Source organism: Bacteroidetes Order II. bacterium, assembly GCA_016788705.1.
Lineage (GTDB): Bacteria > Bacteroidota > Rhodothermia > Rhodothermales > UBA2364 > UBA2364.
Window position 1 is genome coordinate 111,195 of the sequence record JAEUSQ010000032.1, and the last position, 21,014, is coordinate 132,208.

Below are 21,014 nucleotides of genomic sequence, written 5' to 3' on the forward strand. Positions count from 1 at the left end.
ATCAAAATGTATATACTTGGAATAAATGCCTATCATGGCGATGCCTCTGCTTGTATTCTAAAAGATGGTGTGCTTATCGCGGCGACCGAAGAGGAGCGTATTCGGCGTATCAAACACTGGGCAGGACTACCCACGGAGGCCATTCGATTTTGCTTGAAGGAGGCAGGAATTACGTTGAAAGAAGTGGATGTAATGGCGGTGTCTCGTGATCCGATGGCAAAAATTGAGCAGAAGATTTTCCATTCACTAAAAAAAATGGTTTCTTGGGCAGCCATTAAAGATCGCGCTGGTAACTCATTTAAAATCAAACAGATTAAAGAAGACGTAGCAACTGCTTTAGGCCATGAGGAATCCGAAATAAAGGCAACCTTACGGTTCGTGGAACACCACCGTAGCCATATTGCCTCGTCCTTTTTTGTTTCACCATTTCATGAAGCGGCCATTCTCTCGATTGATGGATTCGGCGATTTTTCTTCCACCATGCGCGCAACGGGACAAAATACGCAATTCAGGGTCTTGGATAGTGTCTCGTACCCTCATTCAGTGGGTGCATTCTATACAGCCATGACCCAGTTTCTGGGCTTCCCTTATTATGGCGATGAGTACAAGGTAATGGGTTTGGCACCCTATGGGAATCCTGTTTATGTTGACGCATTACGAGACATCTTAATTTTTAAAGCGAATGGATTATTCGAACTCAACGGTGCTTATTTCCGGCATTTCAAAGAAGGGGTCAGTATGAGTTGGGAGGGCGGTATTCCGCACATTGAGCCAATGTTCACTTCGCGTATGGCAGCGTTGTTCGGTTCTCCACGAGAAAAAGAAGATCCATTGACCGAAGTACACCGAAACCTTGCAGCATCTGTTCAACGCATTACCGAAGAGGTTATTTTTCACATGGCGGAAGATCTGTACCAAAAAACAGGCATGGCGCACTTGTGTCTAACAGGTGGGGTTGCTCAAAACTCGGTGGCCAATGGGAAAGTGGTTCAGAATACTTCGTTTCAGCGGGTATTTGTCCCGCCCGCCGGACATGATGCGGGCACGAGCATTGGTGCTGCATTATATGTTTGGCATCAGGAAAAACAGCATACACGTCGCCCATACGAGCATCAGGCATATACTGGGGCCACCTTTTCGGATCAGATCGTCGCAGACCTCTTAAAAGCAAAAGGCATCGCTTTTGTAGAATTGACGGATGATGCACTATACGACCGGGTTACGGATTGTCTAATGCAGGGCGGTGTGGTAGGATGGTTTCAGGGACGGGCAGAGTTTGGGCCACGCGCATTAGGCAATCGTTCCATCTTGGCGGATCCGCGTCGGGCAGATGCAAAAGACTTATTGAATTCAAAAATCAAACGACGCGAAAGTTTTCGGCCTTTTGCACCTTCTATCTTGCGAGAAGCCGTACCAGATTTTTTTGAGCAGAACGATGAGGCGCCTTACATGGAGAAAGTTTTTAAAATCAAAACCGAAAAACAAGCCTTGATACCTGCCGTGGTTCATGTGGATGGTACGGGCCGATTGCAAACGGTAGAGGAAAAAGATAATCCGCGCTATTATGCCCTCATCCAGCGATTTGGCCAGAAAACTGGCGTACCAATTTTATTAAATACGTCCTTTAACGAAAACGAGCCGATTGTCAATGCGCCCGAACATGCGTTGGACTGCTACCTTCGGACGCACATGGACTTGTTGGTTTTGGGTAATCTCGTTATTGCCCGCACCTGAAAAGTTTTGCTTCTCGAAAAGGTTTAGCGATACAAACGAATGATTTTATTTATCAATAGAACATATGCCCCAGATAGCGAAGCGGTAGGGCAGTTACTCACCGAATTGGCCGAGGCACTCGCCGATAAAGGCTTCCATGTAGAAGTATTGGCCACCAATGGTCAGTTTAGCGGTGTCAAAAATGGGGTGTACCTGCACAAAGTGGGCGGAGAGCCTGTGTTTTCGAGAAACACCTTTACTTCCCGTACTTGGTCTTACCTTCGTCTGTATCCGCACCTCTACCGGAAAGCATGGAAGTTGGCGAGCAATGCGGTTGTTGTAACTTCTACAGACCCGCCTTTGCACTATGTCTTTGCGGTGTTGCTCAAGAAATTGCGGGGGGCAAAATTGGTTCACTGGAGCCAAGATTTATATCCAGAAGTGGCAGAAGAGTTACAGGTACTTAAAAAAGGTGGTTTCGTTGCGGGTTGGTTCCGACACCTTTCCACATGGGCCCTTAAACAACAAGACACGATAATTTGCGTGGGCAGATGCATGCAAGATCGTTTACAAGCACGCGGAATCCCCCTTGAAAAAATACGGGTTATCCAAAATTGGACTGATGTTCAAAAAGTGTTCCCCATAGACCATAAAGAAAACCCTTTCCGAAACCTGCATCACTTAGAAGAGAAGTTTGTGGTCATGTATTCGGGTAATTTCGGGTTGGCACATCCCTTCGATGAAATATTAGAGAGTGCTCGGATTCTCAAAAAACAAAACCCTCGCATCCGTTTTGTACTCATTGGCGATGGCCCAAGAAAATCACAGATTGAACACGTTATCCAGGCTCAACATTTAGATAATGTGCTTTTATTGCCCTATCAGCCCAAAGATGTCTTGGCCCAAAGCCTCAGTGCGGCTGATTTGCACTTGGCCACAATGTTCCCCACTTTGCGGGGGCTGGTGGTTCCGAGTAAGGTCTATGGCATTATGGCCGTCGGGCGACCAGCGTTGTTCATTGGTTCGCCGGAAAGTGAAGTGGCGCGGCTCATTCAGGAAAACGATGCAGGAGACGTTTTGGAAAACCTCCAAACCGAACAATTGGTCAAGCGAATTGAATGGTGGAGCCAGAACCCACGTAAAAGAGAAATCGCTGGGCTTAATGCACGTAATGCCATTGAAAACAAAGGTCTGACCCACGTGGTAACCCATTTTGAAGCGGTATTTCAACCGCTATTAGAGGAGGTCCTTACTGGCCCGGTAGCCTTAATACCGACTAAACGTGTACGGCAGCCCCACTCTGTATTGCAAGAACGGGAGTAAAAACTGCTTGTTTCCCAACATAGCGTCTTCTTCTTTCTGGAAAATAACCCCCACATCCAAAAACGCCGTATTAAACATCCGCCAAGAAATGCGCGACTCTGCCAACAGGGTGTTTACCCGAATACCCTGAAGCATGTTGTTGCCATAAGTATTTCGCGGAAGCAAATCCGTACTATGATAGGTGATGGTGGGATCCGCGCCATCATTTTTATCGGAAGAATTACGTCCCCGTTGCGTATAAGTAAGCGTCAGGTTGCCATATAAACGGTCATTCATCAGGTGATGCAGGGAGGCCAAAAATGTTCTGGAGTTGGGGCCAGATTGCAAACCCAGAACATCATTGCCATGTATATAGGCCGAACTGGGATTGAAATGGGAATATAAAAAGGGCCTTGCCGATCCGGCTTCTATCCGAATATCGGTTTTTTGGAGGCCAGCCCAGTGGAAGCCCAACAAACCCGCGTACTTATTGGCCCAGTACCCATTTTGTGCCTTAATTTCCTTGAAGGTAAATTCGTCCAGAATCATTTGGCCATAGAGGCGAATGTTTTTTCGGGTTTGCCACGATGCTTGCGCACCAACCAAGGCATTGTCTGGACTGCCCCGGTCACGTTCCACGGAACGATAAAAAATGATGGGATTTAAATAGGTCAGTTCAAAATTGTACAATTCCTTGCCCGTCTCACTGGGGCGTGAAAAGACAATACTTTCGAATACCGAAACATCCAAGCGCTTAGCAATCCTGAGTGTAAGTTCATGAAAGGTCGCAAAACGGCGTGGAACCATTCCATTGACCAAAGTAGGACGGGATAAATCGTTAAAGGCCGCAAAAAGGTTCACATATTGTATTTGTTTGCCCAGCGTGGTACGAATTTGCAATTGGTCATACTTGGCGGGATAATTCGACAGCAAAACACTATTCATACCCTCGGCCCATCGGTTGTTATCACGTCCAAACCGCACTTCAAAATGCTTGGAATGGTATCCTACGATCCCCGTTGCATCAAAGTAGTCGTAGTTATCCTGGCGTCCTCCAAAGTCCTGATAATACATAAAATGGGCATGACGGGGCGGGTGGCCGTCGGTGTCGGGATACGGGACCTGTTCCACATTGCCGGAAATATGGGTTTCAAAAAAGACCCCTTTCCCAATATGTCCAGATGCTCGGACGCCCAAGGTACGCCGCCAAACAGTTTTTTGGCTATTTTCTTTTCCTGTTTCCTGAAAAAGACCCGGTCCTGCGCCTATATAGGCAATGGGATTTAATTGAACCCTATACCCATCGCCAATGGTAGAAAGAAAGTCCTGTTTGTTTTTATATAGAAACGAACTTTTTTTCTGCGCCCAACTTGCGGTAGGGTCTTGCTTGTTATGCAAATAAAAGTCCAACAACGATTGGTCGGTTGGCGGAAGTTCTTGCCTATGTTTCTCGATTTCTATGAGCGCCTTTCGGGCGTCATGAGCAGAGATCGGTTGATGGTTTAAAAAAGCCTCCGGTAGAAGCCCTTTGGTCTGTTGGCGGACTAAAAACTGCGTTAGTTCGTCGTGGATTTGTTGTAAACCATCGCTTTGTGCATGAAGGGAAATGGCAAAAGCCAGGCATAATAAAACGCCTTTTATGAAAATACGCATATCGTATGCTGTTTAGGATAAAAGAATAACTTCTTAACGGTCACAAAAAGGTGTGTAACAGAAGGTTCAGAGAGACAATAAAGATTAGTTGGTTTGCAAAAGAGAGTCTGCTGTGTGTTGTATTCGGATTTGATTCTGGTCTGGCTTATAAAGCAAAACAAAAGCATGTTCGGTTTGCGTAAGTGGAACCATTGGACGTACATAGATGAGCCAGTCATTTTGGCCTTTCCGAACGGCGGTGGAATCTACGTAGCCGATCGGAATGCCAGCTGGGTAAAAGCCATGTGTATAGCCCGCTGTCACAATGGTATCGCCTTTGGATACTTTTTCGGTTTTAACCACATGATCCATTAGAAGGCGGTCTGGACGATTTCCTTCCCAGCGAATAATGCCATAAATTTGTTGCGGCTGAATTTTGGCGGCTGCCCGAAAGGTGGTGTTCAGGAAAGGCATGACCACGCTGTAGTTGCGGCTAACCAAAACAATTCTGCCAATAAGACCACGATCGCTGATGACGGGCATCCCCTTTTCAATTCCCTGATTGCTGCCAACGTTGATGGTTAGGAGGTTGTTGCTTTTGGTAACATCTCGCGAGACAATCTGTGCTGCAATACGCGGATATTCTGCCCATTTAGATTTAAGGTGTAGTAAACCGCGTAAGCGCTGATTTTCAATTTCTTCTTCGAGGAGGCGGGCCAAACGGCTGGAAAGGCGAAGGTTGTTTGCCCGTAATTGATCATTCTCATTGAGCGCATTTACATAACGTCCTACCCAAGCAAAGGCACTTTCTACCCGCGAAGTAAACTCAAGCGAGGCACTCCGCAAAGACAAAAACGCCTCATACTGAACGCCTAAAAGGACGATCAGCGAGGTAATAAGCAAGACCGCTAAAAAGACAAAGTCTCGGATGCGATCCCAAAGGCGCATATAGGGGTTGAATGAAGGTTAAGGGGAGCGCGGGACACCGAAAAGTGCCCCGCGACCAAATTAACTAACGACGGTTTCGTAGTATTCTAAATTCTCTAACACTTTTCCCGTGCCACGAACTACTGCCGTAAGCGGGTCTTCGGCTACGTAGGCAGGCAATTCCGCCTGACGACGAATGCGCTGGTCTAACCCACGCAACAAAGCGCCACCTCCTGTAAGCATAATACCGCGCTCCAAAATGTCTGCCCCCAATTCTGGAGGCGTCCGCTCTAATGCCCGTACCACAGCGGCCACAATTTGATCTACGGGGTCTTTGATAGCCTCACGGACATCCTCGGAAGAGATCGTCCGGATTTTCGGTATCCCACTCACTAAGTCGCGTCCTTTCACGGAAAGTTCTAATTCTGGATCCAGTTCCACCGCGCTACCAACTTCGCACTTGATTCGCTCTGCGGTACGTTGGCCAATAAGTAGGTTGTGGTTACGGCGGAAATATTGAACCAATGCATTGTCTAATTGGTCTCCAGCCAGACGGATGGATTCGTCAATCACGATACCAGACAACGCAATCACGGCGATCTCGGTGGTTCCCCCTCCGATGTCCACAATCATGTTTCCTACTGGTTCATGAACGTCTAAGCCGATACCAATGGCTGCTGCCATCGGTTCATCTATCAGATAAACCTGCCGCGCTCCGGCGTGTTCCGAGGAGTCTCGAACAGCGCGTTTTTCTACTTCGGTAATCCCACTTGGTACACATACCACCATTCGGCGGATGTTGGTGTACCATTTGGTTTGTACCTTCATAATGAGGCGCTTGATCATTTGCTCGGCCACGTCGAAGTCGGCAATCACGCCGTCTTTGAGAGGGCGGATGGTTTCGAGGTCTTTGTGCGTCCGTTCGTGCATCTGCTGCGCTTCATGGCCAATGGCCACGATCTTGCGCGTATTGCGGTTTACGGCCACAATACTTGGTTCATTAAGAACGATGCCGCGTCCACGGATGTAGATCAGGGTGTTGGCAGTACCCAAATCTATGGCTACGTCGGTAGCAAAACTGCTAAAAATGCCCATGAGTCGTGATTAATCTGTTCGGTGGTTGACAGTGGGTGTTATCGGATATAGAGGGAATTTACCTTGCACATCAAATCAGACTCCAAGATACGATATTTGAAGGGGTAATGGACAAGGGAAATCGAATACTTAATCAAGTTGCAAGATAATTAATTTCAATGCCTGAAGTGACGTTTTGCCGTAAAAACCATCGCTAAATTTTGTTGATTTGCGGCCTCAACCACTTCTTCATCTCGGATCGAGCCTCCAGGCTGTATGGCAGCGGTCGCGCCTGCTTCGGCAGCGGCCAATAGGCCATCTGCAAAAGGGAAAAAGGCGTCTGATGCCACCACGCACCCCAAAAAGTCGTGCGCTTCTTTTTGTCCTTTCATCACCGCTACTTCAGAGGCATCAATCCGGCTCATTTGCCCAGCACCGATGCCCAATGTAGCGCCTTGTTTGGCATATACAATAGCATTGCTCTTCACATGCTTGGCAATCCGCCAGGCAAAGTCTAAGTCGAGCCATTCTTCATCGGTAGGTTGACGTTTTGTAACCACTACATAATGGTTTTTGGCGTCTTCGATGGTGCGTAAAACGCTGTCACGGCTTTGTACCAAAAGTCCTCCAATCACCGATCGGACATCGGGTGCATGATCGAAGCGGGCAGCCAAATTCATTTGTATGATGCGTCGTTGTTGTTTTTTGCTTAATAAAACCAGCGCTTCTTTATCAAATGAAGGCGCAAGTACTATTTCGGTAAAAATCTGGTCTATGGCTTGAGCAGTTGCCAAGTCTAACGGACGGTTAACCACCACAATACCGCCAAAAGGCGATTGCCGATCGGTCGAGAAGGCTTTTTTGTATGCAGCAGAAAGAACATTTGCCGTTCCTACGCCACAGGGATTGGTGTGTTTTAGAATGGCAGCAGTGGGCCCAGCATCTTTGAACTCATCTATTAAAAACAGGGCGGCACTTAAATCCAAAAGATTGTTATAAGATAAGGCTTTACCGTGTAATTTTTTAAAAAAGCGATCTGGCCGTCCAAAAAAAGCTGCTTTTTGATGTGGATTTTCACCATACCGAAGGGGTTGTACAAGAGGAAGCGATATGTGGAGCGGGCGCTCAAAGATCGGCTCCTCCGGAATTGGTGCTGGTTTCGTGAAATAATGTGCAATGGTTGCATCGTAGGCAGCGGTATGCTGAAACGCTTTGGTTGCCATCTGGCGACGGAATTCCAAGGGTAAAGCCCCGTTGTTGGCCTGCAATACGTCTGCCACGGCTTCATAATCTGCCGGAGATGTTACGATAGTGACGAAGAAGAAATTCTTGGCTGCCGCCCGAATCATCGTAGGGCCGCCAATGTCTATGTTCTCGATGGCAAGTGCATCTGTTACGCCTTCTTGGGCAATTGCCTGTTCGAAAGGGTAGAGGTTTACCACCACCAGATCAATCAATTCGGATCCAATGCCTCGTAGTTGAACCAAGTCATCTGGATCGTTCCGGCGGGCCAGCAAACTGCCATGCACATTTGGGTGAAGGGTTTTTACGCGGCCATCCATAATTTCGGGAAATCCAGTTATATCCGAAACATCCTTCACCTGAAGGCCAGCTTCACGAAGGGTCCGGGAGGTACCGCCCGTAGAAATAATTTCTATACCACTTTTTGCCAATCGTTGTGCAAAAGGGACGAGGTTGGTCTTATCGGAAACAGAGATAAGCGCACGTTTAACCGTTTGCAGGTTATCGGGAGCCGGAAGCGATTTGGGGTTGATCATGGTTTGGTAGCAAGCGGATTTTTCGGAAGCCAAAATAGAAAAAAGTATCTCTCGGAACGATGATTTGGTTTCAAGATCATATGAGTATTTTGAATGATAAGGCTTTCAAAAACACTGAAATGGGATAAGAGGAGCACCAAACAAGATTTTATCCGTTTCCTGATCGTGGGGTACGGGAATAACCATGCGGCCTAGGGTGGGTTATTTCGACTTTTCTACCAATAATTTTAACCTTTTCAGTAGCAAATAACTGAAGGGCTTCTGGATAGATGCGGTGCTCTTTATACAAGACACGTGCTGCGAGGGATTTGAGCGTGTCATCTTGCCGGACGGGAACGGGTTCTTGAAGTACAATGGGCCCGGTGTCATACTCGGCATCCACCAGGTGAACAGTGGCGCCTGTCCATCGAACCCCTTGTGCGAGAACGGCTTCGTGGACGTGGTGGCCATACATGCCTTTTCCACCAAATGCTGGAAGGAGGGATGGATGAATGTTTAGGATGCGGTTTTGGAATGCTTCAATTAAGCTTGTGGGTATCTTTTTAAGGTAACCTGCCAGCGCAATAAAGTCCACGTCGTATCGAGTCAATACAGCCAAGAGGTCTGCGTGATAACCCGTTTGGTCGGAATAAGTGGCTGGGTTCAGGGTGTGGGAAGGAATCCCTATCCGAGCGGCCCGCTCGTGTACACCAGCGGTTTCTACATTGCTGACCACCACCGAAAGACGGGCGTCCAATTTTTCTTCCGTAATTGCTTGCGCAATGGCCTGAAAATTAGAACCGCCGCCCGATGCAAAAACCGCCAGATTCATGTTATACACCCACAAATGATTGGATAAGGGAGCGGAATATCCAAGCACCGTCCGCAGACCCCAACAAGGGTTCTACATGCCGTTCTGGGTGAGGCATCATGCCCAATACGTTACCGCGTTCGTTAATAATGCCTGCAATGTTATTTCGAGAGCCGTTTGGGTTTGCACTTTCGGTGACCTCTCCTTTGGAGGTAACATAACGGAATATCACCCTGTTTTCGGCTTCTAACCGGGTAAGGGTTTCGTCGTCGGCATAATAGCTGCCGTCTCCATGTGCAATGGGGATGTCCAAGACCTGTCCCTTGGCCAATTGGTTGGTAAAGGGTGTTACGTTGTTTTCTGTACGAAGATAGGTGGGCTTACAGATAAAGCGTAAATCGCGGTTACGTCCCAAACCGCCAGGCAATAAATGAGATTCACACAGTACCTGAAAGCCATTACAGATCCCAATCACCAGTCCGCCACCATTTGCAAAGTCGGTCACAGCTTTCATAACGGGTGAAAACCGAGCAATCGCCCCACTTCTGAGGTAGTCTCCATACGAAAAGCCGCCAGGCAGTAAGACCACATCCACCCCTCCGAGTGCATCATCTTTGTGCCAGATAAAACGGGCCTCCTGATTGAAAATGTGTTTAATGCTATGGTAGGCGTCGTGGTCGCAGTTAGAGCCTGGAAATACGACAATACCAAACGAAACAGCCATGAGAGGATTGTGGTTGGGTCTAAAAAGAGAATAGGACTCAAATTAAAATGGTAGGGACGGGTGAAGTCATGAACTTTCGGTCTGTTTGTAGTCTGCTTGAAGGTGTGGATTTTTGATCCAAGAAGGAGGTATGCGGTTCATATGTCTTTGGGAAATATCCAAATGTTGCTTATTTTTTATATATAATTACGCAACGTTTTCTTGAAGGTTGTATCAAGCTTGGTTTTCGGCATTACCTTTGTTTCCACGTAATGTAACTAAACGAGTGCTGTCTCGTGTAAAATATAATTGTCCTTACCGATGTCATGAATGCGATTTTTCATATGAAGCAAGCTTTTTTTATCTGGTCATGTCTTTTTTTACTGCTTTTGGGCACGATAGAGGCATCGGCACAGGTACCCCAGAAACTCACTCTCCGACAAGCCATTCTTACGGCCCTTGGGAATAGTGTCGCCTTGAAAAAAACTGAAAATGCGGTGTCCATTCAGCGGGTTGCCGAAGCCCAAGCATTAGATGCTTTTCTACCAAGTGCGCAGGTAAGTGCCAATTTGAATCCGGGATATGGGCGAAGTTTTGACCAAACGACCATTAATTTCTCATTCTCGCCCTCCATTTCGGGGGGGGCATCGGTAAGTGGAGGTTTGCTTTTGTGGCAAGGCGGATACTGGAACCGGCTTTTTTTTGGCGGAAACGAACAAGCGCCCACCTATTTACAAGCCAAGCGTCAGACTGATGCCAGCGAGTTGACGGTACGGCGGGCAAGGGAAAATATCATTTTTGCGGTGGCTTCGGGCTATTTAGACGTGATTCGGAATCAGGAGCAAATCCGAGTGGTGGAAGAAAACCTCGCGGCGCAAAAGCAACAGTTGGCACGGATACAGCAATTTGTACGTGGTGGCGTTCGGGCCGAGTCCGACATGTTGCAACAGCAAGCCTTGGTTGCACAGGCCGAGCTACAGGTGCTGAACCAGCAATTGGCCTTTGAGCGTGCAAAAACACGGTTGATCCAATCCTTAGAAGTAGATCCTTTTGTGGTCTTTGAGTTTGAAGTACCAGACATCGGCACGGCCACTTTGCTGAAAGAGAACTATGACGTAGAGGCAATGATCCGGACTGCGCTTCAAAATAGGATGGACATACAGGCCCAAAAAGCCACCATCGAAGCAAATCAGATGAATATGGACCTGATTCGGGCCAATCGGCTACCCACCCTTACTTTGGGGGGCAGTGTGAGTACACAATACTCCAGTCGTGGCAACGACAACATCTTTCGTCAGGTGCTGGATAACCGGAATTTTGGATTAGGATTTTCGCTTTCTTGGAATATCTATGACCGGAATCAGGTACGTCGTTCCCTCCAAATAGCCCGCTATCAGTCCCTAAATGCGGTTCTGGATTTGCGGAATTTGGAACAGTCGGTGGCCTCGGAAGTGCGTCAGGCATATTTGGATTATCTGAATGCCGATAAACAGGTACAAGTGGCCGCCGTTCAGGTAAATTACCGGAAACAGGCCTTAGACGTAGAACAAAATCGCTATAACTTGGGTGCTTCTACCCTTACCGAACTTGCGCAGATGCGTGCCGGCTTGGTAGAAGCCCAAAGTCAGGAAATTCAGGCACGGTATGGCTTGGTCTTTCAAAAACAGGTATTGGAATATTATATAGGCCGTATTAAACCTGAAATGTCGCTCATACCAAACTCAAAATAAACCCCAACCCCCGGAAAGCCCTGTTGCATTCCGGTTCCCAAATAGCAAAATCATGGCAGCAAAGCGCAATACGACCCGAAATCTGCTGATCATTAGCGGTGTTGTGATCGTGTTACTGGTCGTCGTTCTCTGGATGTTCAAAGACCGGAATAAGGAAGAAGGAAAGGAAGTGGAGGTGGCAAACGTAGAACGCCGAGACATCACCCAAGTGGTTACGGCTTCGGGTAAAATTCAACCAGAAGTAGAGGTGAAGATATCGCCAGACGTCTCGGGAGAAATTGTTTTTCTTGCGGTAAAAGAAGGCGATTGGGTGGAAAAAGGCATGTTACTTGCCCGCATCAATTCCGACTTTTATGCCGCCCAGGTAGAACAAGGTGAGGCTGGGGTAATGCAATCTAAAGCGGCCTTGGCCCAATCTCAGGCCCAATTTATGGGTGCTGAGTTGGATTTCAACCGCCAGAAAGACCTTTTTGAGAAGGGGGTAATCCCGAAAAATACCTTTGAAGCGGCCCAAACACAATATAATATTGCTAAAGCCAATACCGATGCCGCGAGATTTGCGGTACAAAGTGCCGAAGCCCGCCTCCGAGAAGCCCGCGAACAATTAAACAAAACCTCCATTTTTGCCCCTATGAGTGGCGTTGTAAGTCAGTTGAACGTGGAATTGGGCGAGCGTGTGGTGGGAACCAGTCAGATGAGTGGGACCGAGATGATGCGTATTGCCCGCTTAGACCAGATGGAGGTGCAGGTGGATGTGAACGAAAATGACGTGGTGAATGTAGCCGTGGGTGATACCGCCAATGTGTCGGTGGACGCCTATCCGGAGCGGGTATTTAAAGGCGTGGTGACGGAAATCGCAAATTCTGCCCGTACCACGGGAACGGGTACGCAAGACCAAGTGACGAACTTTCCTGTTAAGGTGCGCTTGGTTGGGCAAACCCCTCTTACCGCCGAAAATGTGAAACGTAACCTGAAACCCATGCCCAGCGCCGAGGAAACTCCTGTTCAGGTGACACAAGCCGAGTTCCGGCCCGGCATGAGTGGAACCGTAGATATTTCTACCGATACGGTTATTAATTCAGTGGCCATTCCAATTCAGGCTGTTACCGTGCGTGATTTTGCCAAGCCAAAAGGACAACAAGCAAAAGGTACTGCCAAAACAGAGGAAGAGACACCCACAGAAGCTGCTAACCCCAATCCGGTGAAGAAAAAAGAAGACTTACGCAAGGTGGTATTTGTGATGCGAGACGGGAAAGCACAGATGGTTCAGGTAGAAACGGGTATCTCGAACGAAACCCATGTGGAAATCAAATCCGGCTTGTCGGGCACCGAAAAAGTGATTATTGGGCCTTATAGCATCGTTAGTCGAGAATTGGAAAATGGCGAAGCGGTCCGAACCCGCAAAACCGATACCAAGAAAAATTAATCACTTGTACAAAAATCTGACACTGTCGGATACATCAAACCACAAAAAAATGGCAGAACCGTTGATCAGCATCCGCGACATGACCAAAATTTATGTCATGGGCGATCAGGAAGTACGCGCCTTGAATGGTGTTTCGCTGGATATTTTCCCCAACGATTTTGTGGCCATTATGGGACCTTCCGGGTCGGGAAAATCCACTATGATGAATATGGTTGGTTGTTTGGATACCCCCACGGCGGGCACTTATATGCTGAACGGGCATGATGTAAGTAAGATGCGGGATAATGAGTTGGCCGAAGTCCGTAACCGCGAAATTGGTTTTGTTTTCCAAACGTTTAATCTGATTCCGCGCATCAGCATTTTGCAAAATGTGGAATTGCCGTTGGTGTATGCTGGCATTAAACGATCCGAACGCCGCGAACGGGCACAAGGGGCCTTGGATAGCGTGGGCTTGGGGGACCGAGTGAACCATAAACCGAATGAGCTTTCCGGTGGTCAGCGGCAACGGGTGGCGATTGCACGGGCCATTGTTACGCGCCCGTCGCTTATTTTGGCAGATGAGCCAACGGGGAACTTGGATACCCGAACCAGTGCAGAAATTATGCGGATTTTTGAGGCCCTGTACCGACAAGGCAATACGGTGGTAATGGTCACACACGAAGAAGACATCTCGCATCATGCCCGAAAGATTGTGCGCTTTCGAGATGGGGTTGTGGAAGCCATTGAAGCCGTCGAAAATCCAATATTGGCCAACGAAGTGGTTACCTTGTCCTAACCGTTTATGAGCGCAGACGAAGTTTAATCACGCTTTCGGTATGATGGGTATGGGGGAACATATCCACTGGCTGAACCGCTTCAATGGCATACAAATCCGCCAATTCTTTCAACTCTCTTGCTTGCGACATCGGATTACAAGACACATAGACCCATCTTTCTGGTTGCAACTGTGCAATTTGTGCGACCACTTTGGGGTGCATCCCTGCGCGGGGAGGATCCACCACCAATACGTCCGGCTTTCCATGTTTCCGAACAAATTCCGGTGTAAAAAGACGCATCATATCGCCACTTACGAACGTAGTATTGTGAATATTGTTTAGTTGGGCGTTGCCCCGTGCATTGGCCACTGCTTCTTCTACCAACTCCACTCCCACTACGTGCTGGACGTGTGGGGCACAGAACAACGAGATGGTTCCGGCGCCGCAATACAGGTCATACATCAAATCGGTGGGTTGCAACGCGCCAAATGCGCGGGTAACGGCATAGAGTTTCTCGGCTTGCGAAGTATTCGTCTGGAAAAAAGCCGTTGGTGCAATCTCAAAGGTTAAATCTCCGATTTTATCGTAGATCTTCCCAGAGCCATAGATCGTATGCTGGCTTTCGCCGTAGGCTGTTTGTGCAAGCCCGGTATTGCACGTATTAACGAAGGTGGTGATTTCTGGAAACTGATCCTGTAAAAACGTAGCCAACAGGTGCATTCGTTCTGGTAAATAGCCATACGTGACCAGATTTACCATCAGGTCTTGGGTATGCCACGCCTGACGAATGACCACATGGCGCATAAATCCGTTTTGCTTCCGCGTATCCCAAGCCAACCATTGTTCTTGTATGGCAAATTGGCGGATGCCATTCACAATACGGGCACTTAATTCGGATTGGAGGTAGCACATTTCAAGGTCTAAAACCTTGTCGAAGCGGCCGGGTGCATGAAGCCCCAACGCAAAGTTGCGGTCTATTGCTTGGCCTTTTGCGATTTCGGCATCTGTAAACCACCGTTGGGTCGAGAACGAGAATTCCATTTTGTTCCGATAGAACAGTGGATTTTCCATCCCAATGGTGGGTTGCACCACAACGTCCTGAAACCCACCCGTATAGGTTAGGGCATCTGCTACACTCTCACGTTTGGCAGTAAGTTGGTGTTCGTAGGCCACATGTTGCCACTTACACCCGCCACACGTGCCAAAATAAGCGCAAATGGGGGAAACGCGCAGCGGGCTGGGGGAAATGACTTCCAGCAGGATGGCCTCGGCGTAGTTTTTCTTGACCTTGGTGGTCCGAACCCGCACGATATCCCCTGGAGCAGCACCTTTAAAAAAGACCACATAACCGTTTACTTTGGCCAAAACCTTGCCTTGGTCTGCAAATCGCTCAACCGTAAGGGACCATTCTTCGTTCTTTTTCATTATGTATCGTGCAATAACTGGTTGCTGTAGCAAAAATAAAGAAAGGTAAAAGTCCACTGGTTGATGCTTGCTATCAACAACCGGGCCTTTTACCTGTGATCATCGAACACATTATTAGGTCTATATTAAGCCAATTACAGGAGGCAGGCAAGAAAAAGGCTTGTTTTTTCATGTGATTCGTTCGGATACTTATTTATCCGCTCGTAGGTCATTCGCTTTGAGAACATACGTCCAGCGGGTTTTGCCGTCGCTGTCAATGGCCTTCAGGGTCAGGGTGCGATCGGTTCTGGGACCAGAAAACGTCAGCAGGCCAAAATTATTTTCTTTCAGTAGGGTGTTTTCAACAATTTGTGCATCCAGCTCTTTGGCAACAGGTTGGGCGATACCAGCGGTGATAGAGGACGAGGTAAAATCGTAGAGGGTGTATAGCCCAGGGATTTCTTTTTTACGAAGTACGGTATGGTGGCGGTCGCCCGTCAGGAAGAGCAGGCCATTGATCTTCCTGCGTTGTAATGCTTCCAGAAAGGCGCGTCGTTCTACGCCATAGGTGGCAAAGTTTTCAAAAATGGCGGCGTCGTTCAGGATTTGCCCGCCACTCATCACGATTTTGAAAGTGGCATTGCTGCTGGAAAGGGCATCGAGTAGCCAGTCTAACTGGGCTTTACCGAACATGGTCTTGTTGGTACTGTCTGGATGTCGGTTGGGGCTTCGGTGAAAGCGGTTATCTAAGAGGAAAAAGTCGGCATCGCCCCAAGAAAACTGCTGAAAAACTCCTGGTGTTTCGCGAAGTCCATAGGCCGGATTGATCCAGTATTGTTTAAAGAGGTCTATAGCGGCGTCTTTCAGAATGTAGCTCCGGTCGGCATCGTTTGGGCCATAGTCGTGGTCGTCCCAAGTGGCATAGTGGTGTATATTACCCAGAATAGGCTGGATTTCGGTCTGCTGTCGCCATGCATTGTAGCGATACGCCATCATTTTGGCGCTGTCCCAATCCACTTCGCGAAAATAGACATTATCTCCTCCCCAAAGCATGAGGTCGGGCTTGGCTTGTGCAATGGCTTTGTAAATTTTTTTGTCTCCACCATATGCACGTCCGGGGCGGTCGTAGGGGGGATCATTGGTATAGTCGCACGAGCCAAACGCTACCGAGAAGGCGGGTGGGTCGGTTCGCCATTGCCAGAGCGGGTTGGTTTTGAACGCTAAGGGCATGGGGCGTGGAACCACTTTTCCATCCACCAAGACCTCGTATTCATAGGTGGTTCCTGGTTCTAAATAAGAAGCATAGAGATGGGCAATAAATTCTTTTTCGGCACTGGTTTTGGCTATGGGGGTGGTTTTTTTTGCAGTGGACTGGTTTTGTGGCCAATACCGTATCTGCACCGCTGCGGGGCGTGTGGTTTGAACCCAGATGGCAACTTCGCGCATGGCACTGTATCCCAACATGGGGCCTGCGGCAATAGGGTTTGCTGTGAGGGGCTTGTTTGTGGGGACTGGTTGGGCCTTCAGGGTATGGTTGAGTCCCAACGCCGCTACGCAGAAGCATAAACCAAGGGAATAGAGAACTGTTTTCATCGTGATCGGGGTTGAATGGAATCAGAGCAAGGGTATTGCAATCTAATACACCTTATAGAAGAAGCCCAAACGAAATTCAGTTCTTCGTTCTTTCCGAAGCAAAGGGCAATTGCGCCTTTACACACTTGTCTTTTTAGGATGGATTTCTATGTGATCACAACAAGCCATTATCCCAGAATAGGCGCGGGATCCTCGGAAGCACGGAGCGTGGTTACCTTGCTCAGCCGCAAGAAAATCAGGTATGTCATCACCAAAAACCCCGTTGAAAGGAGGCCTACCACCGGATAATGTGCCAAATGGCCGTCTGCATGTCGTATAATGATGGCCCCGGAAAGGAGTGTTGCCGAGGCGGTGGCTAAGTTCTGAACCGCCGAGAGCAAACTCATAAACCGCCCTCGTTCATGTGTAGAAACCAAGCCCGTGACCGTGGCTTGCGCAGGAATATATCGTCCACCCGCAATAATAAAAAAACCTGCAGCAAGCACCAAGACCCAAAACAAGGGTGTCTGGCCTAAGTTGGTGACTACCAGCATCGGAAGGATAGAGAGGAAGATGAAAATCGTAAAAATGCGCGACTTACCATACCGGTCTGCCATTTTTCCGATGATTGGCCCAGTTAAGACACTTGCTAATCCCCCTACCACATAAATATAGCTGATCTCTTGCTCGGTTAAACCCACGTTCGAGATCATAGTGGGTGCAATAAATGGAACTACCAAAAAGTGTGAGAGGCTCAATGAAAACATGAACATCAACCCCAATCGTTGCTGAGGATTAGCCCAAGCATTGGCAAATCCGGCCAAAGGATGGGTATGAATTCGGGCAAGCTGTATATGTCCGGACATGGGCGGAACTTGTATATATAGAAACAAGAGCATGGGAAGGCCCAATATGCCAAGGGCCCAAAATGGTGCGTGCCACGAGTATGATGCTGCCAATAACAAGCCCAAGGGAACACCTGCAATAGAGGCCAACGAAAAAGAAGCCGTAACAATTCCCATCGCATGGCCGCGACGCTCTTCTGGAATCACATCACCAACAATGGCCAATACCAGTGATGCCAGTATCCCACCAAACGCACCCGTCAAGATGCGGGCTGCCAGTAGCAGGGCATAGGTTGGCGCGACCGCACAGGCCAACGTACCCGCTAAAAAACCCACATACAAGAGCAAAAGGGCTGTTTTTCGGTCGAAGCGATCCAGCCAAAGTGTACCAATCAAGCCAGAGGCAAATGCACTCAGGGTATAAGCACTTACCAACATGCTAAATGCCTGCGGCCCCATCTTAAAATGGTGCATCAGCTGATCCCCCAGAGGCATCATAATCATGAAGTCCACAATGTGCATCAGATTGACCGTAGAAAGGGTCAACAGTAGGAACAACTCTTTTCGCGACATAACGCTATTTAGGAAAACACCTGTTTTTTCGACATAATAATGAGGTGCCGAAATTAAAAAAACCTCCAACCAGTAACTTTAGCGCCATGTTCCCGCTTCAAGGCAAGTCTGCATAGGTGTCACAAAATGGTATTAAAGTTGCTTTTCCGAATTCCCCTTCTTGCGTCCGGAGCATTTTTCGCCTATACTACCTTCCGTCTGGGCAGATTAACGTTCCTCTCTCCTCCTCTTTTCTATGCAGTAAATATGATGCGTCGGATTTGTAAATTTCCATATTTTCTTGTAAGTGTATTTTTTGTGCCTACTATGGCACATGCCCAAGTTGCTTTTCAATACCGCGTCACTAACGACTGGGGAAGTGGTTATACCGCTGAAATTGTGATCCAAAATAACGGAACAGCGGCCATACAAGGCTGGACGTTGGGGTTCGACCTCACTGGAACAATGGTAAACCTATGGAATGGCCAATGGTCGCAGTCCGGGAATCGTTTTACTGTGCGCGATGCAGGCTGGAATAGCGAGATCATGGCCAATGGAAGTACCCTGGTTGGGTTTCAGGTAAGTTATACGGGTGGTGTCAGGCCCGATCCTACAGTCTGTACATTTAATGGTACAGGTTGCACATTTAATGGCACCCAACCTGCTCTACCGACTGTCCGGCTAACGGCCCCTGTGGGTGGTGCAACGGTTTCTGGAGCGGTGGTACTTACGGCTGTCACTACAGGTGAGGGCGCCCAGGGGGTTACGTTTCTGGCAAACAACATCGCCATCGGGTCCGAGGATACCTCTGCTCCATACGAGGTACTGTGGAATACCACAATGGTTGCGGATGGTGTATATGCCCTAAAGGCGAACTTTCGGACAACTGCTGGCACGGTCTCTGCTTCCGAAATAAACGTAACCGTCCGCAATCAACCGACCGATCCGCCTCCTATAACTGCTGGTTTTTTAAGCGTCTCTGGTAAAAATCTCATAGATGCCAATAACCAAATCGTCCGACTGACGGGCATTAATTGGTTTGGTTTCGAGACGAGCAATGCCGCCCCACATGGCCTGTGGTCGCGAGACTACCGGAGTATGCTCAAGCAAATCAAAAGTTTGGGTTTCAATGTCTTACGCTTACCGTGGGGGAATCACATCCTGAAAGCAGGCGCATCGGCAAGTGGTATTACGTTTTCTGGAACCGATCCCTATGACGGCACTTCTCCGATGAATGCCCCGCTACAAGGCAAATCGCCCCTCCAAATTCTGGACTTAATCATAGAAGAAGCCGGAAAACAAGGTCTGAGGGTAATTTTAGACAACCATTCCCGAAAGGCCGATAATTTCATGAACGAAGACCTTTGGTATCTTTCGGACTTTTCGGAGGGGCAGTGGATTGCAGACTGGGTGGCGCTGGCCAACCGCTATCGCACCAATAACACCGTCGTGGGTTTCGACTTAGACAATGAGCCACATGGCAACGCCACTTGGGGTAATAGCAATCCCTCAACCGATTGGAACAAGGCCGCAGAACGGGCCGCTGCGGCCATTCTGGCCGTCCATCCAGACTTGTTGATCATTGTAGAGGGAGTCCAAAACCACAATGGATCGTATTGGTGGGGCGGTAATCTGGAAGGCGCAAAAAACTTTCCGCTCAACATCACTGCCGACAAGTTGGTGTATTCCCCGCACGATTATGGGCCAGAGGTTTATGCACAAACTTGGTTTAATGAAGCAACCTTTCCCCAAAATATGGTGGCCATTTGGGACCAACGCTGGGGGTTTTTGTTCAAAGAAAACCGTGCGCCTATTTTGCTTGGAGAGTTTGGGATCAAAGAGGAAAATGCCTATGGCGGGAAAGCTTTGCAATGGATCAAAGCGGTCTTGGCCTATATGGGGGGAACCCAATCGTGGACGTACTGGACGTGGAACCCCAATTCTGGTGATACAGGGGGGATCCTTAAAGACGATTGGGTCTCGGTACACAACTGGAAAATGGATTTGCTAAGGCCCTATTTGGCAGCACCTATCACGGCCACGTCTTTACAAACGCCTCCTAAGCCGCCAGCAGACAATGGAATGATCGTATTCCCAAATCCGGCCCAAACCGAAGCTCGGATTCGGTTTACGGCCAACACATCAGGGAACATACAAGTCATCCTGTACAACCTTTGGGGACAAGAAGTCAAAACCCTATTTAGTGGCTTTATGTCGGCACAACAAGTGATCGAACTCCCTGTTTCTGTGCAAAAATTAGCGACTGGATCTTACTGGGTCCGCGTTCAAGGCAAGGCCCAGACTACCCACACTAAACGGCTGATGGTAATCCGGTGAGCCATTACTCGAAAAGGAGGTGTTCATCATCAAAATGCAACGGTTCTAAAAGATGTTGGCAAAAAGTATATGTTGGCCATTTTTTAGAATAAAGCCCAAAATTTATTTTTCCTCCTCAAATACGTTGTAAAAATAGGTATTTACTTCGTGTGTCACTTCGCTCAATGCCCATAAAGTTGACTATTTTGAGTTCCCCTTAATTTTTGGCCAACATGTAAAATACCGTCATTGTTAATTTTACAGACTTCGCAAATGATGGATGATGTCCATCGTTTATGGGGTACGTTTCAAAAAAACATCACGCATATAATCTACACAAGTTAAAATATGATGTGAGGTGGTCTAATTTAGGCGGACACAAATCTAACTTAATATTGTGTCATGAAGAAACAAGAACAAGCAGTAAGTCCTGCAAGTGCGAACCGGTTGCGGCGCAAGTATGACAGGGCGTTCAAGCAAGAAGCAGTGCGGATG

General features: G+C 48.1%; 15 protein-coding genes. 6 read left to right on the forward strand and 9 right to left on the reverse strand.

What is annotated here, in order from left to right; all coding sequences use genetic code 11:
* Positions 1-6 precede the first annotated feature (6 nt).
* Both JNN12_08775 and JNN12_08780 read left to right on the forward strand, forming a co-directional pair.
* On the forward strand, positions 7-1,734 hold the full coding sequence (locus tag JNN12_08775; protein ID MBL7978421.1) for a hypothetical protein: 1,728 nt from the start codon (positions 7-9) through the stop codon (positions 1,732-1,734).
* Between the two features lie 39 nt (positions 1,735-1,773).
* On the forward strand, positions 1,774-3,036 hold the full coding sequence (locus tag JNN12_08780; protein MBL7978422.1) for a glycosyltransferase family 4 protein: 1,263 nt from the start codon (positions 1,774-1,776) through the stop codon (positions 3,034-3,036).
* Here JNN12_08780 and JNN12_08785 read toward each other — a convergent pair.
* From JNN12_08785 to purQ, 6 genes are all read right to left on the reverse strand, one after another.
* Positions 2,980-4,668, reverse strand: coding sequence for a hypothetical protein (locus JNN12_08785; GenBank protein MBL7978423.1), 1,689 nt, complete (start codon positions 4,666-4,668; stop codon positions 2,980-2,982). The two genes, JNN12_08780 and JNN12_08785, sit on opposite strands and share 57 nt — an antisense overlap.
* An 84-nt stretch (positions 4,669-4,752) precedes the next feature.
* Positions 4,753-5,595 (reverse strand): rod shape-determining protein MreC, encoded by an 843-nt coding sequence (mreC, locus tag JNN12_08790; protein MBL7978424.1) that lies wholly within the window; start codon positions 5,593-5,595, stop codon positions 4,753-4,755.
* 60 nt (positions 5,596-5,655) lie between these two features.
* The gene (locus JNN12_08795; GenBank protein ID MBL7978425.1) at positions 5,656-6,669 is read right to left on the reverse strand and encodes a rod shape-determining protein; all 1,014 of its coding nucleotides are present in this window, start codon (positions 6,667-6,669) and stop codon (positions 5,656-5,658) included.
* 155 nt (positions 6,670-6,824) lie between these two features.
* The gene (purH, locus tag JNN12_08800) at positions 6,825-8,426 is read right to left on the reverse strand and encodes a bifunctional phosphoribosylaminoimidazolecarboxamide formyltransferase/IMP cyclohydrolase (GenBank protein ID MBL7978426.1); all 1,602 of its coding nucleotides are present in this window, start codon (positions 8,424-8,426) and stop codon (positions 6,825-6,827) included.
* A gap of 148 nt (positions 8,427-8,574) precedes the next feature.
* A complete protein-coding gene (locus JNN12_08805; GenBank protein ID MBL7978427.1) occupies positions 8,575-9,237 on the reverse strand; it encodes a phosphoribosylglycinamide formyltransferase in 663 nt (220 codons plus the stop codon).
* Between the two features lies 1 nt (position 9,238).
* A complete protein-coding gene (gene purQ / locus JNN12_08810) occupies positions 9,239-9,940 on the reverse strand; it encodes a phosphoribosylformylglycinamidine synthase subunit PurQ (protein ID MBL7978428.1) in 702 nt (233 codons plus the stop codon).
* 323 nt (positions 9,941-10,263) lie between these two features.
* Here purQ and JNN12_08815 point away from each other — a divergent pair, with 323 nt between their 5' ends.
* The 3 genes from JNN12_08815 (at position 10,264) to JNN12_08825 (ending at position 13,850) form a co-directional block, all read left to right on the forward strand.
* Positions 10,264-11,649 (forward strand): TolC family protein, encoded by a 1,386-nt coding sequence (locus JNN12_08815; protein ID MBL7978429.1) that lies wholly within the window; start codon positions 10,264-10,266, stop codon positions 11,647-11,649.
* Between the two features lie 52 nt (positions 11,650-11,701).
* Positions 11,702-13,075 (forward strand): efflux RND transporter periplasmic adaptor subunit, encoded by a 1,374-nt coding sequence (locus JNN12_08820; protein MBL7978430.1) that lies wholly within the window; start codon positions 11,702-11,704, stop codon positions 13,073-13,075.
* Between the two features lie 61 nt (positions 13,076-13,136).
* Positions 13,137-13,850: an ABC transporter ATP-binding protein gene (locus JNN12_08825; GenBank protein MBL7978431.1), complete on the forward strand. Its 714-nt coding sequence runs from the start codon at positions 13,137-13,139 to the stop codon at positions 13,848-13,850.
* A 4-nt stretch (positions 13,851-13,854) separates the two neighbouring features.
* Here the strand turns inward: JNN12_08825 and rlmD are convergent, their stop codons facing one another.
* The 3 genes from rlmD to JNN12_08840 all read right to left on the reverse strand — a co-directional run bounded on the left by rlmD (position 13,855) and on the right by JNN12_08840 (position 18,224).
* Positions 13,855-15,258, reverse strand: a complete 1,404-nt coding sequence (gene rlmD / locus JNN12_08830; protein ID MBL7978432.1) for a 23S rRNA (uracil(1939)-C(5))-methyltransferase RlmD — start codon at positions 15,256-15,258, stop codon at positions 13,855-13,857.
* A 186-nt stretch (positions 15,259-15,444) separates the two neighbouring features.
* Entirely contained in the window at positions 15,445-16,827 is a 1,383-nt protein-coding gene (locus tag JNN12_08835; protein ID MBL7978433.1) for an alkaline phosphatase family protein, read from the reverse strand.
* 167 nt (positions 16,828-16,994) lie between these two features.
* Positions 16,995-18,224, reverse strand: coding sequence for an MFS transporter (locus JNN12_08840; GenBank protein ID MBL7978434.1), 1,230 nt, complete (start codon positions 18,222-18,224; stop codon positions 16,995-16,997).
* 306 nt (positions 18,225-18,530) lie between these two features.
* Here JNN12_08840 and JNN12_08845 point away from each other — a divergent pair, with 306 nt between their 5' ends.
* A complete protein-coding gene (locus JNN12_08845) occupies positions 18,531-20,540 on the forward strand; it encodes a cellulase family glycosylhydrolase (protein MBL7978435.1) in 2,010 nt (669 codons plus the stop codon).
* The last annotated feature ends 474 nt before the right edge of the window (positions 20,541-21,014 follow it).